16 protein-coding genes are annotated in these 15,102 nt (G+C 44.7%); 2 read left to right on the forward strand and 14 right to left on the reverse strand.

Annotation, left to right across the window (positions count from 1 at the left end):
* Nucleotides 1-61: 61 nt before the first annotated feature.
* The 4 genes from hisB to HRJ06_RS03115 all read right to left on the reverse strand — a co-directional run bounded on the left by hisB (nucleotide 62) and on the right by HRJ06_RS03115 (nucleotide 3,854).
* The gene (gene hisB / locus HRJ06_RS03100) at nucleotides 62-649 is read right to left on the reverse strand and encodes an imidazoleglycerol-phosphate dehydratase HisB (protein WP_174728695.1); all 588 of its coding nucleotides are present in this window, start codon (nucleotides 647-649) and stop codon (nucleotides 62-64) included.
* A 97-nt stretch (nucleotides 650-746) separates the two neighbouring features.
* Nucleotides 747-2,015: a histidinol dehydrogenase gene (gene hisD, locus HRJ06_RS03105; protein WP_174728698.1), complete on the reverse strand. Its 1,269-nt coding sequence runs from the start codon at nucleotides 2,013-2,015 to the stop codon at nucleotides 747-749.
* Between the two features lie 25 nt (nucleotides 2,016-2,040).
* Nucleotides 2,041-2,673: an ATP phosphoribosyltransferase gene (hisG, locus tag HRJ06_RS03110; RefSeq protein ID WP_174728701.1), complete on the reverse strand. Its 633-nt coding sequence runs from the start codon at nucleotides 2,671-2,673 to the stop codon at nucleotides 2,041-2,043.
* The gene (locus HRJ06_RS03115) at nucleotides 2,670-3,854 is read right to left on the reverse strand and encodes an ATP phosphoribosyltransferase regulatory subunit (protein ID WP_174728704.1); all 1,185 of its coding nucleotides are present in this window, start codon (nucleotides 3,852-3,854) and stop codon (nucleotides 2,670-2,672) included. The genes hisG and HRJ06_RS03115 overlap by 4 nt, the downstream gene beginning before the upstream one ends.
* A gap of 238 nt (nucleotides 3,855-4,092) precedes the next feature.
* On the opposite strand from HRJ06_RS03115, the gene HRJ06_RS03120 reads away from it, so the two are divergent.
* A complete protein-coding gene (locus HRJ06_RS03120) occupies nucleotides 4,093-4,395 on the forward strand; it encodes a BCCT family transporter (RefSeq protein WP_174728707.1) in 303 nt (100 codons plus the stop codon).
* 361 nt (nucleotides 4,396-4,756) lie between these two features.
* Here HRJ06_RS03120 and HRJ06_RS03125 read toward each other — a convergent pair whose 3' ends face one another.
* The 5 genes from HRJ06_RS03125 to hprK all read right to left on the reverse strand — a co-directional run bounded on the left by HRJ06_RS03125 (nucleotide 4,757) and on the right by hprK (nucleotide 8,802).
* The gene (locus HRJ06_RS03125; RefSeq protein ID WP_174728711.1) at nucleotides 4,757-5,290 is read right to left on the reverse strand and encodes an acyltransferase; all 534 of its coding nucleotides are present in this window, start codon (nucleotides 5,288-5,290) and stop codon (nucleotides 4,757-4,759) included.
* Nucleotides 5,291-5,292: 2 nt separating this feature from the next.
* Nucleotides 5,293-5,937, reverse strand: a complete 645-nt coding sequence (gene ppaX, locus HRJ06_RS03130; protein WP_174728714.1) for a pyrophosphatase PpaX — start codon at nucleotides 5,935-5,937, stop codon at nucleotides 5,293-5,295.
* Nucleotides 5,921-6,874: a nucleoside recognition domain-containing protein gene (locus HRJ06_RS03135; RefSeq protein ID WP_197969821.1), complete on the reverse strand. Its 954-nt coding sequence runs from the start codon at nucleotides 6,872-6,874 to the stop codon at nucleotides 5,921-5,923. Before HRJ06_RS03135 ends, ppaX begins: the two co-directional genes overlap by 17 nt.
* Before the next feature lie 35 nt (nucleotides 6,875-6,909).
* The gene (gene lgt, locus HRJ06_RS03140) at nucleotides 6,910-7,728 is read right to left on the reverse strand and encodes a prolipoprotein diacylglyceryl transferase (protein WP_338421049.1); all 819 of its coding nucleotides are present in this window, start codon (nucleotides 7,726-7,728) and stop codon (nucleotides 6,910-6,912) included.
* 147 nt (nucleotides 7,729-7,875) lie between these two features.
* On the reverse strand, nucleotides 7,876-8,802 hold the full coding sequence (gene hprK / locus HRJ06_RS03145; protein WP_174728720.1) for an HPr(Ser) kinase/phosphatase: 927 nt from the start codon (nucleotides 8,800-8,802) through the stop codon (nucleotides 7,876-7,878).
* A 257-nt stretch (nucleotides 8,803-9,059) separates the two neighbouring features.
* Here hprK and HRJ06_RS03150 point away from each other — a divergent pair, with 257 nt between their 5' ends.
* Complete coding sequence (locus HRJ06_RS03150) at nucleotides 9,060-9,746, forward strand: N-acetylmuramoyl-L-alanine amidase (protein ID WP_174728723.1); 687 nt, start codon at nucleotides 9,060-9,062, stop codon at nucleotides 9,744-9,746.
* A gap of 184 nt (nucleotides 9,747-9,930) precedes the next feature.
* Here the strand turns inward: HRJ06_RS03150 and HRJ06_RS03155 are convergent, their stop codons facing one another.
* The 5 genes from HRJ06_RS03155 to uvrA form a co-directional block, all read right to left on the reverse strand.
* On the reverse strand, nucleotides 9,931-10,284 hold the full coding sequence (locus tag HRJ06_RS03155; RefSeq protein WP_174728726.1) for a phage holin family protein: 354 nt from the start codon (nucleotides 10,282-10,284) through the stop codon (nucleotides 9,931-9,933).
* Nucleotides 10,284-10,481: a PspC domain-containing protein gene (locus HRJ06_RS03160; protein ID WP_174728729.1), complete on the reverse strand. Its 198-nt coding sequence runs from the start codon at nucleotides 10,479-10,481 to the stop codon at nucleotides 10,284-10,286. Before HRJ06_RS03160 ends, HRJ06_RS03155 begins: the two co-directional genes overlap by 1 nt.
* A gap of 16 nt (nucleotides 10,482-10,497) precedes the next feature.
* Nucleotides 10,498-11,601, reverse strand: coding sequence for a DUF4097 family beta strand repeat-containing protein (locus HRJ06_RS03165; protein ID WP_174728732.1), 1,104 nt, complete (start codon nucleotides 11,599-11,601; stop codon nucleotides 10,498-10,500).
* A 19-nt stretch (nucleotides 11,602-11,620) separates the two neighbouring features.
* Nucleotides 11,621-11,932 carry a magnetosome magnetite crystal formation protein family gene (locus tag HRJ06_RS03170; RefSeq protein ID WP_174728734.1) on the reverse strand — a complete coding sequence of 104 codons (312 nt, stop codon included), beginning with the start codon at nucleotides 11,930-11,932 and terminating at the stop codon, nucleotides 11,621-11,623.
* 288 nt (nucleotides 11,933-12,220) lie between these two features.
* Nucleotides 12,221-15,100, reverse strand: a complete 2,880-nt coding sequence (gene uvrA, locus HRJ06_RS03175; protein ID WP_174728737.1) for an excinuclease ABC subunit UvrA — start codon at nucleotides 15,098-15,100, stop codon at nucleotides 12,221-12,223.
* Nucleotides 15,101-15,102: the final 2 nt, after the last annotated feature.

Raw genomic sequence — 15,102 nt, forward strand, 5'->3', positions numbered from 1 at the left:
TTTTCTGCTATCTTTTTAGCCGACCCAATAGGGTAACAACTACTCCCTTTAGGTTAATTTTTTACAGCAATCCTTTTGTGGATGGAACTCCTTTTATCCTCGGGTCAATGGTAGTTGCGTCATCCAAGGCACGAGCGAGAGCTTTAAAAATTGCTTCAATAATATGATGAGTGTTATGGCCGTAATGGACAATGACATGAAGGTTCATTCTAGCTTCAAGCGCCAGTTTCCACAGGAATTCATGAACAAGCTCGGTATCAAATGTACCAACTTTTGCAGCCGGGAGATTCGCACGCATTTCGAGGTGCGGACGATTGCTTAAATCAATGACAACCTGCGCCAGTGCATCATCCATCGGCACAAATGCATTTCCATAACGCCTGATGCCACCCTTGTCTCCAAGCGCTTCCCTTAATGCTTGTCCAAGGCAAATCCCGATATCTTCAGTTGTATGATGGTCATCAACATCCGTATCACCATTTGCATTAACGGTCAGATTAAATTGTCCGTGCTTTGTAAAAAGGTCAAGCATATGTGTAAGAAACGGAACCCCAGTTACTAAGTCTGAGCGGCCTTCTCCGTCTACGTCAAAACTTAATTCAATTTGCGTTTCACTTGTTTTTCTGCTGATTGCTGCCGTTCTTTCCATTTCCATTCCTCCATTGCTTCGGCTCTTTAATATTAAAAAACTTTCATATAGTTAAAGTTTATAGGCATTTCTTTTTTTCTGAAGGTAATTAGCAGGACTATTTTTTCAATCTCGACTCCACTGCACGGGCATGAGCTTCAAGCCCTTCCAGGCGGGCGAATCTTGCAATCTTATCTCCATTATCCTTTAATGCTGATTCGCTGTACATTATGATACTTGATTTCTTCTGAAAATCATCGATGTTAAGCGGACTGGAGAAGCGTGCGGTTCCGTTAGTCGGCAGAACATGGTTGGGCCCTGCAAAATAGTCGCCCACAGGCTCAGAGCTGTAACGTCCAAGAAAAATAGCTCCTGCATTGCGAATTTTCCCGAGGAGTTCCATCGGGTTTTCGGTTAGGATCTCCAGATGCTCAGGCGCAATTTTGTTAACCGCAGCAATGGCCTGATCCATTGTTTCTGCTATGTAAATAGCACCAAAATCTTCAATTGACTTCCTGGCAATCTCCTCGCGCGGTAAGCTTGCAAGCTGCTTTTCAACTTCATCTTTAACAGCAGCAGCCAAAAACTCTGAAGTGGTCACGAGAATACTGCATGCACGAGGGTCGTGTTCAGCCTGAGATAACAAATCTGCTGCCACTTCATCCGGAAAAGCTGAATCATCAGCAAGGATCGCGATCTCACTTGGGCCAGCAATCATATCGATGTCGACATCACCGAAAACCTCCCGTTTTGCTAGAGCGACAAAGATATTTCCTGGTCCAACGATCTTGTCAACAGGACGGATCGTTTCAGTACCGTAAGCGAGCCCTGCAATGGCTTGCGCTCCTCCCAGTTTATAGATCTCTTCCACTCCAGCCTCCTTAGCAGCTACCAAAACAGCTGCCGGGAGCTTTCCAGTTTGGTTAGGCGGAGAAACCATGACGATCCGCTCAACTCCGGCAGTTTTTGCAGGAATCACGTTCATGAGAACAGAAGAGGGGTAAGCCGCGGTGCCACCCGGGACATACACGCCAACCGAATCCAGCGCCGTTATTTTTTGCCCAAGAACCGTTCCGTTTTCTTCTGTTGTCATCCATGATGGACGAAGCTGTTTTTCATGAAAGCTGCGGATATTTTGAGCAGCCTCCCTAATGATTACCTGATCTTCGGGTGATACTAGCCCGTATGCCTCCTCGATTTCCTCAGCCTTAACAGCGAAATCAGCAAGTTTCACTCCGTCGAACTTATCGGTAAAAGCTTTTAAAGCCTGGTCTCCGTTCTGTTTCACTTCAGAAATGATCTGTTGGACGGCTGTCCGCTGTTCCTCTGTACCGCCATCAACTGTCCGTTTTATTGATATCTCATTATTTACATTGATAATTTTCATTTTCGCATCCTCATCCTTTTCAAGCTTAGGCCGGGTTTACTACCTTTGAAAGGCGGCTGACAAGCTCACTGATCCGGGCATCCTTCATGCGGTAGCTGACTGGATTGACGATGAGCCTTGAAGTAATGTCAGTAATTTTCTCATATTCAACAAGCCCGTTTTCTTTTAGCGTTTGTCCTGTTGAAACAATATCTACAATCCGATCCGACAGGCCGATAATCGGTGCCAGTTCAATCGAACCGTTCAACTTAATAATTTCAACCTGCTCCCCTTGCTCCCGGAAATACGCTGCTGCTAAATGCGGATATTTCGTGGCTACCTTTGGGGCAACATCGTTCATTTTTTTATCCGGAAGGCCAGCTACTGCCAGGTAGCAGCCGCTGATCTTCAAATCTAGAAGTTCATAAACATCACGCTCTTCCTCAAGCATAACATCCTTGCCGGCAATACCGAGGTCGGCAACACCATGCTCAACATACGTCGGAACGTCCATTGGCTTCGCTAAAATAAACTGAAACTTTTCTTCTTCCACTTCTATTATTAATTTTCTAGAATCATCAAACTCTGGTGGCAGCTCATAACCTGCCCCGCGCAATAGCTCAACAGCTTCCAAAAAAATCCGGCCCTTCGGCATCGCAATTGTCAGCATTTCCTTCATGATAGTGGCCCCTTCCCAGTTTTTCCGACGAGAAAAGTGATGTCGGAAAACTTACTCGTGCAGGCATCAATATCTTTGACCCCGCTAATATCCTGAAGGACAACATTCTCCCCATTTGCCCGCTTTTCAGCCGCTGCCGCAAAGGCTTCCTGTCTGCGTTCAGAACTAAACAGCACACAATGGAGCGGTGTAGTTTCCTGAAGGCCTCCTAGGCTCTCCAGCAGGCGATCCAGGCGGACTGCAAAACCTGTCGCCCCTGTTGGCTTGCCGAATTTTTGCAGAAGGCGGTCATAGCGGCCTCCATTACCGATCGGAAAGCCTACGTTTCCGGCATAAATTTCAAATAAAATGCCAGTATAGTAGCTCATATGGCTTACAAGCGTTAAATCAAATTTTACGGAGGATTCGACTCCATATTCACGGATAATATCCCAAAGGACGCGAAGTTCCCCAATTGCTGCTTTACCTTTCCCATTCTCAACGACTGATAAGGCTTTGTCGATGACTTCTTCTCCGCCGCGCATATCAAGAAAGCTGAATAAGCGCTGCCGGTCAATCGATGATAAGGATAAGGATTGAACATGCTCCCTGTATCCCACATAATTTTTCTCAAATAGATATTTGGTCAAGGTTTGGGCCCGTTCTTCATTTCCGAGAATTTGTAAAAATAAATCCTGAACAAAGCCAATATGCCCGACAGACAATTGGAAATTGGTTAAGCCTGCTTTTTTTAATGAGGAAACAGCAAGGGCAATCATCTCGCCATCAGCACTGATGGTGTTGTCACCAATACATTCAACGCCAACCTGTTCAAACTCAGCCGGCCGCCCCCCCTCGCGCTGCTGAGCCCGGTAAAGGCTCTCCGAGTAGGCCAAACGAAGCGGCAGATCATCATTCAACAGCTTTGAGGCTGCAACGCGTGCAATTGGAGCTGTCATATCAGGGCGGAGCACAAGTGTATGCCCCTGCTGATCAAGGAGTTTAAACAACTGCTGATCCTGGATGGCTGATGCCGTACCAACCGTTTCGTAATATTCCAAAGCAGGTGTCGCAATAAATTGGTAGCCCCACTGCTTCATTTCGGCTTTTATCGATGATCTGGCGCGGCTCTTAGTTTCATATAGATCCGGCAGAGTATCTCTCATACCCAGCGGCTTTTCGAACATAAACAGTTCAGTCATTTATTTCACCCTTTGTCAGAAATAGTAAGTATTTCTATCATATCTTTTTTTAATATAGAATGCATTAAATGGCATTTGCGAAATTTTGCTTTAGTTCGCTAATGTGGTAGCAAGTTGAAGTTATTAGTAGTTTACCGCTCATGACAATCCCCGTCAACCGAAAACTGACAATTCTCAGGCTAAATTGATTTATAATAAATCGGCTTTTAAGCTATCCTAGACAAAAAGGGGGATTGCAATGAATGACAAGGTGACAAAAGTCTTTTGGATATCACTTGTAATAGCAGGTGGTTTTATTGCTTGGGGGGTCGCTTCACCTCAAGAGCTTGAAGCGTCCATGAATGTAGCTAAGAGCTTTTTCCTCGTTAACTTTGGCTGGTTTTATCAGCTGTCTGCAACGTTTTTTCTTGTTTTTGCCTTATTTCTCATTTGCTATTTAAACCGGACCGTTGATTTCCGCTGCAGGCACTCGCTTTTAGCAAGGCGTGCGCTGAATCTCCTCAGCGCTAAAGCGCCTGCGGGGTCCCACCTGTCCCGCTGAACCCGCAGGAGATGGATTGGGCATCCTAGAGTTAACCCACTCTTGAAAAAAAGAATGCATTTTTGAGGAGTCTCATGCTTTCCGCTTCAATCAAGATGCCTATTCATTTATAGATGCAACACTAGCGGAGGAAATACACGAAGACTCCTGCGGGAAAAGCAACAGCTGAAGATCCCGCAGGAAGCGGTTTTCTTCCGAGGAAGCTGAAGCGTTGCCCGCGGAAAGCGTAGTGTATTTCCAGAGCGGCAGTTAGGTCGCTGTATATGTCTATAGTGTTGCTCTAAATCAATAGCAGTAATACAAAAAAGAGCTGTACCTGGGAACTGCATCCCAAAGGAGAGGCAGTTCATAGGGCAGCTCTTTACTGTTTTTTTCCGTAAATGGGATCTTCCGCCCATCGTTTGGCAAGTTCTTCTTTTGTATAGATAACCCGCATTGGGTTGCCGCCGACAAATGCACCGGGCGGCACATCCTTATGGACAAGTGTTCCGGCCGATACGATCGCACCATCGCCGATTGTCACGCCTGGCAGCACTGTTGAATTGGCCCCAATCATAACCTCACTGCCGATCTCGATTGGACCGAGCCTATATTCCTTAATCAAATATTCATGCGCCAGAAGCGTGGTATTATAGCCGATGACAGTATTGCGGCCGACGCTGATTTTTTCAGGAAACATCACATCAAGCATAACCATTAGAGCGAAGGATGTTTGGTCGCCCACCTTCATTCCTAAAAACGTTTTATACATCCAGTTTTTCGCACTTAGAAACGGGGTGTAACGGGCCAGCTGAATAACGACAAAATTGCGGACAACTTTCCAAAACGGAACAGTCTTGTAAACATGCCAGAGGGAATTTGCACCTTCCACAGGATAACGGATTGTTTTTCGCATAGCTACACTCCAACAATATCTAGAAGGTCTGCCATGTTTTCGAGCATAAAATCAGGCTTAAATTCAGCTAGGTAGTCACGGCCTTTAAGTGACCAGGCGACACCGGCTGTTTTTGTCCCGGCATTTTTACCAGCAAGAATGTCATGATAATTATCTCCAACCATAATCGCCTCTTCAGGCTTTGAGTTTAAAAGCCCAAGAGCTTTATAGACTGGCTCGGGATCTGGCTTTTCGTTCGTAACATGATCAAGGCCGATAACCACTTCAAAAAACTCATCTAGTCCGGTCAGCTTCAGGCCCTTGTAAATCGTATCTGAAATTTTCGTTGACACAATCGCTAGCTTATAGCCATTTTCTTTTAACGTCCGGACTGTTTCATAAACTCCGGTAAACTCTTTTACAATCAAATCATGGTTTGCTAAATTATGCTCTCGGTACATCGCAATCATCTCGTCCACTTGTTCAGGGTTCATTTTCCCAAATGTCTCCCACAAGGACGGACCGATAAACGCATAAACATCTTCCCGCTTGTACTGGCGAGGATAATAATGTTCAAGTGTGTGGAGAAAGGATGAAATAATTAGTTCATTTGTATCAATAAGGGTGCCATCCAAATCAAACAGCACGGTGTTAACTTGATTGTTCATAGACTGCAGCTTCCTTTCCTTTAGCAACATCAGCGCGCTTCCAAAAATACACGACCGCCATCGTTAACAAGACTGCGACAACAAGCCGGATGATCAATAATGGAATGACCGGGATTCCAAGGGGAATAAAAATAAGTGTATCTTCAATCACCGCATGGCAGGCCACGAGAAAAATAAACGCGATCGTAGCATCTCTTTTACTGACTCCATCTTCCTTTACCGCCTGAATCATGACGCCTGCACCCATTGCAAGGCCAAATAGCAGGCCGGCCGCAAGTGTCGTCGACGTGTTTTCCTTCATTCCAAGTGCTCGCGTTACAGGAGCCATCCATCTTGAAAATACAGCCAGCCACTTTAAATCTTTTAAAATCTGAATCCCAATCATGAGCGGGATAACAATGATGGCAAGCTGGAAGACTCCGATCCCTGCCTTCTCTAATCCATCAATGATAATGTTTCCCCACCCGGTTACCTGCTGTTCTTTTGGCGGGATAAAACCATATTGTGCAAGCTCTGAGCCTCCGTGCCAGACTAGGTTTATAACAAACCCGGACACTAGCGCGAGTCCAATTCTTACGGTTAAGACAATCCAAAGGCGCACGCCTACTTTTAAAGCAACGCCAGACTCGACTAGTAAGTTATGGGAAAAACTCAGCATAACCGCAATGATAAAAACTTCTTTTACCGTTAGATCGAGCGTTAAAATGGCCCCAATTGCTGCATATAGATTTAATAAATTCCCAAGCACAAGCGGAATGGCCGCATCGCCTGATAATCCCAACAGGGACATCATTGGTTCAATCACCTTAATTAGCCATGGCAAAAAAGGTGTATGCTGGAGAATCGCCACAATCAGCGTTACCGGAAAGATGATCTTTCCGAGCGCCCAAGTGGTTCGCAGGCCAACAAATGTACCTTCTTTTAATGAACCAAGCATTATACGCTCCCCCCTGTTGTTCTTAAATTTAATTGTTAATTCTTTTGTTCTAAGTACCTAATGTCGGCATAACCCTTTTTCCGTCTGTACAAAAGCAATCCAATTGCAAAAACGATCAGTGCCACGGAAATCGTTTGGGCAATTCTTAGATTGTCTGTCAGCATCAGACTGTCCGTCCGCATTCCTTCTACAAAGAAGCGCCCGACCGAGTACCAGATAACGTAAGTCAGGAAGATTTCTCCCCGTCTAAGGTTCACTCTGCGAAGCATCATCAGCAGCACAAATCCAATGAAATTCCAGATCGATTCATATAAAAAAGTCGGATGATAATAAGTTCCCTGTATATACATTTGGTTCACGATAAATTCAGGAAGATACAGGCTTTCCAGGAACGCCCGGGTTACTTCCCCCCCATGCGCCTCTTGGTTCATAAAGTTGCCCCAGCGTCCGATTGCCTGACCCAAAATAATGCTCGGCGCCGCAATATCGGCAAGTTTCCAGAAAGAAACGTTTCGTGATTTTGCGAAAAAATAGGCGGTAGCGACTGCCCCAATTAGAGCACCATGAATGGCAATGCCACCCTCCCAGATTTTAATGATATCTCCTGGACTGTCCTTGTAATGATCCCATTGGAATATCACATAGTAAATACGCGCACAAATAATCGAAATCGGAATTGCCCATAAAAGCAAGTCAGCAAAAATATCTTTTGGAAGGCCGCGGCGGTCACCCTCACGCATTGCCAGCCAAAGTGCAAGTGCAATTCCTACTCCAATGATCAGCCCATACCAGTTCACTTGAATCGGGCCAAGTGATATAGCAACGGGATTGAGCGGCTGAATTTGTTCTTCCACCATTTTAGTTTTCCCCCAGTCAGAAAGTACAGAGTCCAGGCAACCACCGCAATATTAATTTAATAACCCGGAGCGGCAGGCTGCCTTAAAGCTCTGAACTAGACAGTTATCTGTTCATTATTTTTTAAGCAGTAATTCTAAAAAAACTTAATGTTCACCGTCATCTATAACATCTGAAAGCCTCGCTGAGAATTGCTCCGCAGCATTTACACCCATCCGTTTTAAACGGAAGTTCATTGCTGCGACCTCAATTATAACAGCAAGGTTTCGGCCGGGACGAACCGGAACAGTCAGCTTCGTGATATCTGTATCGATAATTTTCATTTTTTCCTCATCCAAGCCAAGGCGATCGTACTGCTTGTTTTGATCCCATAATTCCAGATTAATAACCAAGGTGATCCGTTTATAGCTGCGGACAGCACCTGCTCCAAACAAGGTCATTACATTAATAATGCCTAGTCCGCGAATTTCCAGTAAATGCTCGATCAACTCGGGAGAACTCCCAATTAAAGTATCCTGATCCTCCTGGCGAATCTCAACACAATCATCTGCCACTAAACGATGGCCGCGCTTAACGAGCTCAAGTGCTGTTTCACTTTTACCAACGCCGCTTTTTCCAGTAATTAAGACACCGACACCATAAATATCAACGAGAACTCCATGAACCGCCGTCGTTGGTGCTAGCTTTCCCTCCAGATAGTTAGTCAGGTGGCTCGACAGCCGCGTCGTTTTCAATTTAGAACGCATGACCGGAACGGATTCTCTTTCTGAGGCTTCAAGTAATTCCTCAGGAACCTCCATTCCCCTAGAGATGATGATCCCCGGAGTTATGTCTGTACAAAGCCGCTGGAGCCGGTATTTCCGGTCACCATCATCAAGTTTCCCAATAAAAGTTAACTCTGTCTTTCCAAGCAGCTGAATTCTCTCTTCAGGGTAATAATCAAAAAAACCGGCAATCTCTAAGCCTGGTCTTGATATATCACTTATAGAAATCGGACGGTCAATCCCTTCTTCCCCGCTAATCAGCTCCAAATCAAACTTTTCAATTAAATCCTTTGTGCGAACTTTAACCAAAGAAGCTTCCTCCTTACGTTTTGACACATCTATTTTATTTAAAATAATCGATAGTCAAACAATACTAACTATTTTAGCACTTTTTGGTTCAGAACAAAATGTACTGACTAATTATAAGCGGAGAATTTGCTGCAAAGGCTTAATTAGTTGAGGGAGGACAGCAATCACCTAGTGTTCTTTTAGCAATAATGCCTGTCCTTCTATCCTACTGGTTCATATTATAGGGATGAAACAATCTATAGAGGGGGATGGGTTGGATGAGAATTATGCTCGATGCAGGACATGGCTATACTACACCGGGGAAACGAACGCCAGATGGAATGAGTGAATATGAATTTAACCGAGCTGTAGCCCAATATACTAAAGGCTTACTAGAAGACTATCAACATGTCTTGGTGTATTTTTGTCATGAAGATGAGCGGGATGTGCCGCTGCAAGAACGAACTGATAAAGCAAATCGATTGAAAGTAGATGGTTACGTATCAATTCATGCTAATGCCTATGGAACAGGCTGGAACAACGCCGGTGGAATCGAAACCTACATTTATAAAACGCGTCCAAAAGAAGCAGCAGAACTTGCCCATGAAATTCAGCATAGAATGACTTCCAGGACAGGCTTACGGGACCGGGGAGTTAAGACAGCAGACTTCCATGTCTTAAGAGAGACTAGTATGACAGCCGTCCTCGTGGAATGCGGTTTTATGACCAATCAAAAGGAAGCAGGCCTGCTAAGAGCTGACGCGTTTCGGAGAATGTGTGCAGAAGCCATTGCCACTGCCATTTCCTATACCTATAAGCTAAAAAAATCAGCTCCCTCTCCAGCCGATCAGCAGCTATTTAAGGTACAAGCAGGCGCTTTTAAGGATAAAAGCAAGGCCGAAGAAGTGGCCGCACGTTTAAAGAAAGCTGGCTATGAGGCAATGGTGTTACAGATTAAACATTAAAGCGTTCTTGAGCTCTCGACGCCTAGCGGCTCCTCGCAAGATCCTCACGGAAGCTAGCTCTTGGAGAAAACTGGTTAGGCGCTGGAGCTAGATGCAGACAACTCATACGATTATCGGTTACTTGGAACTTTTATAGTTTCCTTAACACCAAAGCCGGCACTCAACAAAGCGCCGGCCGTTAAACTTAATCCTTTTTTTCAAAAACCGTTTTCTGAATAACAAGGTTTACAACAGACATCAGTATGGCCGCAAAGAAGGCCATCCCAAAACCGTTTATTTCAAATGCTGCCCCCATTAAGCTGTCCGTCAGCAGCAGGGTAATCGCATTAATTACAAATAAAAACAGTCCAAGTGATATAATCGTCACCGGGAGGGTTAAGATGATCAAGATCGGCCGTACAAGTATATTCAAAATGGACAAGATAAAGCTTGCCCCCAGTGCTGCCCCGAATCCAGAGAGGTAGAAGGATTCTTCAAAATACCCGGCAAACGCCATAAATAACACTGCATTTATAACAATCCCAAGCAGCCATCTCATTACCGGTAAACATCCTTTTTCTTCGGCATTAGAAACATTGCTGCAAAGTAAACAATCGTCATTGGAAAGAAGGCGGTTGTAAACAGCAGGATGATAAAGATCACCCTAACTATCGTAGGATTGACACCGATTGATTCTGCAATGCCTCCCAAAACTCCAGCCAGCTTTTTGTTTGTATTTGAACGGGTTAATTTCATCTTTATCCCTCCTTCGTTAGTGTGACTTTTTCACCGAAATACCACCAGTTTTCGTTTCAGCATTCACTTTTAATTGATGCTCTCCTTCGTTAACTGATTCAAATCGTAGAAGCTTTTGCACCATTTCGCTTTTATCTTCTACAATTTTAATACCCTCAAGCTCTACAGAGAAACCGCCAAGATTCGATTTCAAGACACCTTTAACACCAGTTTCTCCAGGAACAAATAATTCGATGCTCCCTGTTGTCGCCTTTGCTTCAATTTCAGCTGCATCATGGTTATTTAATAAGCATGAGATATTTCCATTAAAGGTTTGAACATCAAGCATGTGGTAGCTTCCGTCAAGCTTAATCGCTCCATTTATTGTTTCGGCTTCGAGCTCCTTCACTTTGCTGCCGCTAATCTCAATCGCTCCGTTCGCCGTTTCAGCCTCAAGCTTTCCGCATGACAAAGCCCCCAGCCTAATTTTCCCATTAGCAGTTTTGATTGTGCAATCGTCTGTAATTAGGCGGTCAGCCTGTATCGGTCCGTTGAAAAGGCGCACCTTTACCTTTTTATACTCTTCAGCAGGAACGAAGATGGCGGCATTCACTTTCATGCTTCTTTGCTGCGTTGCAAAGCGCAGCTTCTCCCCTTCAACAGCAAAAAATACCTCCTCGAGAAAACGTTTTCTCGCTGCATCTTGGCCATCCACCCTGTAAACCTTTGCTTCACATTCGACTCTGATATCTTTTTGATCCCATGGAATCAATTTAACCGACCCATTTGCAACATCAATATCAATCTCAGAAAAAGCGGTATTGCCCTGGTGGAATATATGAGACACATTAACCGATTGGCCAAAGTTAAAATCCAGATCAAAATCTTTTATCTTCTTAAATGCCGAATCTACAAAATCCACAAATTTATCCTTCGCAGATTGGAACTTATAATCAGCCTGCTCCTGCTTTTTTTCTTCGTCAAACTTTACAGTGGTGGACAGCTCATTAATTATGTCAGCCTTTTTTTGTTCCATCGACTGGTTAGCCTGCTCAAGCGTCTCAAGCAGTGTGAGCGCCTCCTCAACCGTCAGCTTTCCTTCCTCAACCATTTTAAGTATCCTAATTCTCTCTTCCTTCATTTCAGTTTCCTCCTTGTTTCTAATTCTTTAAAACACGAACGCCCTGAACAAGATTCCAGATTAAAACGATCATACTAAGCAATATACTGATGCCAATGCCAGCTAATACTAATACAGGAAAATCAGTCTGGCCGGTTACAATTAAATGGTAAGCCGAGTATAGCACGAACGGGATTGGAATCAGTGGAATTAACTGCGACAACAAAGCCCGTTTAGCATGCTGTTTTACCTCCATCTCATCCGACGCAAAATAGAGGATCGCGGGAAAAAGAATGCCTGCAAACATAAAACTGAAATACGCTAATGCTGACAGAACTTTCTTCGTTTCCATTCCAAACATCTCCTTAGCGGATTTATATCTAGACGCTTCTATTCTATGAAGCTTTTTATTTGGATACCGTTTAAAATTGGCGGATCAAAAAGGATTCCATATTCCTACTTACGAATCTATAGCCGCTTAAGTTTCATACTCTATGATAATATTCTCCAAATAAGATTCGGATCCATTTTTGTTTCAAGCTGAAGAAGCGAAAATTCTGTGACTTTTACGTTATAGCCGGCAAGAGCGTTGTTCCAGATAAAAAATAGAGACTCCTTGTTAAAGGAGTCTCATAAAATTTTAAACATTAGTTGTACTTGTTTCGCGTTCTTTCACCCGCTTTTGCATCCGCAGGCGGTCTCGCTCAAGAACTGGTTTTAAATATTTGCCGGTATAGGACTCAGGAACCTCTGCAACTTTTTCCGGAGTTCCAGACGCAACGATCATCCCGCCTTTATCTCCGCCTTCCGGACCAAGATCAACGATATAATCGGCGGCCTTGATTATATCAAGGTTATGCTCGATCACCAGTACCGTGTCGCCATTGTCGACAAGGCGCTGGAGAACGACGAGCAGCCGTGAAATATCGTCCACATGCAGTCCTGTGGTCGGCTCATCTAAAATATACAAGGAGCGCCCAGTCGAACGGCGATGCAGCTCAGAGGCCAGCTTAACCCGCTGGGCCTCTCCGCCTGAAAGCGTTGTAGCTGGCTGGCCAAGCGTGATATAGCCAAGTCCGACATCAAAAATGGTCTGGAGCTTGCGGCTGATTTTAGGAATGCTGCCAAAGAACTCTAAGCCATCCTCCACCGTCATCTCAAGGATGTCACTTATATTTTTGCCTTTATATTTCACTTCAAGTGTTTCGCGGTTATAGCGTTTCCCATGGCAAATTTCACAAGGAACGTAAACATCAGGAAGAAAATGCATTTCAATCTTGATGATTCCGTCACCTCGGCAGGCCTCACAACGGCCACCCTTAACATTAAAGCTGAAGCGTCCTTTTTTATAGCCTCTCACCTTTGCTTCATTCGTTGAAGCAAACACATCGCGAATATCATCAAACACGCCCGTGTAGGTGGCAGGGTTTGATCTTGGCGTCCTTCCGATTGGTGACTGATCGATATCGATCACCTTATCAAGATGCTCGACGCCTTTAATCTCACGGAAATTCCCGGGCCTAGTTTTGGCTCTGTGAAGCTTCATTGCCAGCGATTTATGAAGGATCTCATTTATCAGTGTACTTTTTCCTGAACCTGAGACACCGGTAATGGCTGTAAACACGCCGAGCGGAAACTTAAGATTAACGTTCTTTAAGTTGTTTTCTTTAGCACCTTTGACCTCAATATGGCGTCCAGCTGCTTTACGGCGCTCAAGCGGAAGCGGAATGAACCTTTTTCCAGAAAGGTATTGGCCAGTCAAGGAATTCTGGTCATTCATTACTTCTTCCGGAGTTCCTGCTGAAACAATTTCCCCGCCATGTACACCGGCTCCCGGACCAACATCTATCAAATAATCAGCGGCCAGCATCGTGTCCTCATCATGTTCAACAACGATTAGGGTGTTTCCGATATCGCGCATGTTTTTTAGTGTCTCAATCAAGCGGTCATTATCTCGCTGATGAAGGCCGATTGACGGCTCATCCAAAATATAGAGAACACCGGTCAGCCGAGAGCCTATTTGAGTTGCCAGACGAATCCGCTGCGCTTCGCCGCCTGACAAAGTACCAGCCGCACGGCTTAAGGTTAGATAGTCGAGCCCGACATTATTTAAAAAGCCAAGACGTTCACTGATTTCACGAAATATTAAATTCGCAATCTGCATTTCTTTTTCAGAAAGAGTTAGTCCGACAAAAAACTCATGGGCTTCCTGAATGGAAAGCGAAGTTATTTGTCCAATATGGTTCCCGTCCACATGAACAGCCAGGCTCTCCCGCTTCAGGCGATAGCCCTTGCAGGTGGGACAATGATGCTCGGCCATATACTTTTCCATCTGTTCCCGAATGTAATCTGAGCCAGTTTCTTTATAGCGGCGCTCAACATTGCGGAGCACCCCTTCAAACTCGATATAATTTTCACGAATTTGTCCAAAATCATTTTCATAGCGGAAATAAATTCGGTCTGATCCTGATCCATATAAAATTTTATCAAGCATATGCCCTGGAAGGTCGCGAACAGGAACGTCCATATCAATTCCATAATGGTTGCAGATCGATTCAAGCAGCTGTGGGTAGTATTGGGAACTTGTCGGCTCCCACGGTGCAATTGCGTTCTGCCGCAGGCTCAAATCTTTATTAGGCAGGACCAGTTCGAGATCTACCTCAAGCTTTGCGCCAAGACCATCACATTCCGGACATGCTCCAAACGGACTGTTAAATGAAAACATTCTCGGCTCAAGTTCCCCAATTGAAAAGCCGCAAATTGGGCAGGCATGATTTTCACTGAACATGAGCTCTTCTTTTTCCATCACATCCACAATCACATTGCCCTCGCCCAGCTTTAACGCTGTTTCAAGTGAATCGGCAAGCCGAGCCGCGACTCCTTCTTTGACGACAATCCGGTCAATAACAACCTCAATTGAATGCTTTTTATTTTTCTCCAGCTCAATTTCTTCGCTCAGATCAAGCATTTCTCCATTCACTCGAACCCTTACAAAACCCTGTTTCTTAATATCCTCAAGTGTCTTTGCATGGGTCCCTTTTCGCCCCGAAACAAGCGGCGCCAAAATCTGCAGCTTTGTCCGTTCCGGATATTCCATAATTCGGTCGACCATTTGCTCAATCGTTTGCGACGAGATTTCAATATTGTGAATTGGACAGGTAGGCCGGCCTACTCTCGCAAAAAGTAAACGCAAATAATCATAGATTTCTGTCACGGTTCCTACAGTTGAACGCGGGTTTCGGCTTGTCGTCTTTTGGTCGATCGAAATTGCTGGTGACAGACCTTCAATTGCATCCACGTCTGGCTTGTCCATCTGGCCGAGAAACTGCCGGGCATAGGCCGACAAGGATTCCACATAGCGCCGCTGTCCTTCAGCATAAATCGTATCAAAGGCAAGCGAGGACTTTCCTGAACCGGAAAGTCCCGTCAAAACAACAAGCTTATCTCTCGGAATGGTGACATCTATGTTTTTAAGATTATGAGCTCTGGCACCTTTAACTATCAGTTTATCCATCGCCATTT

The organism is Mesobacillus harenae, assembly GCF_013343715.1.
Classification (GTDB): domain Bacteria; phylum Bacillota; class Bacilli; order Bacillales; family Cytobacillaceae; genus Mesobacillus_A; species Mesobacillus_A harenae.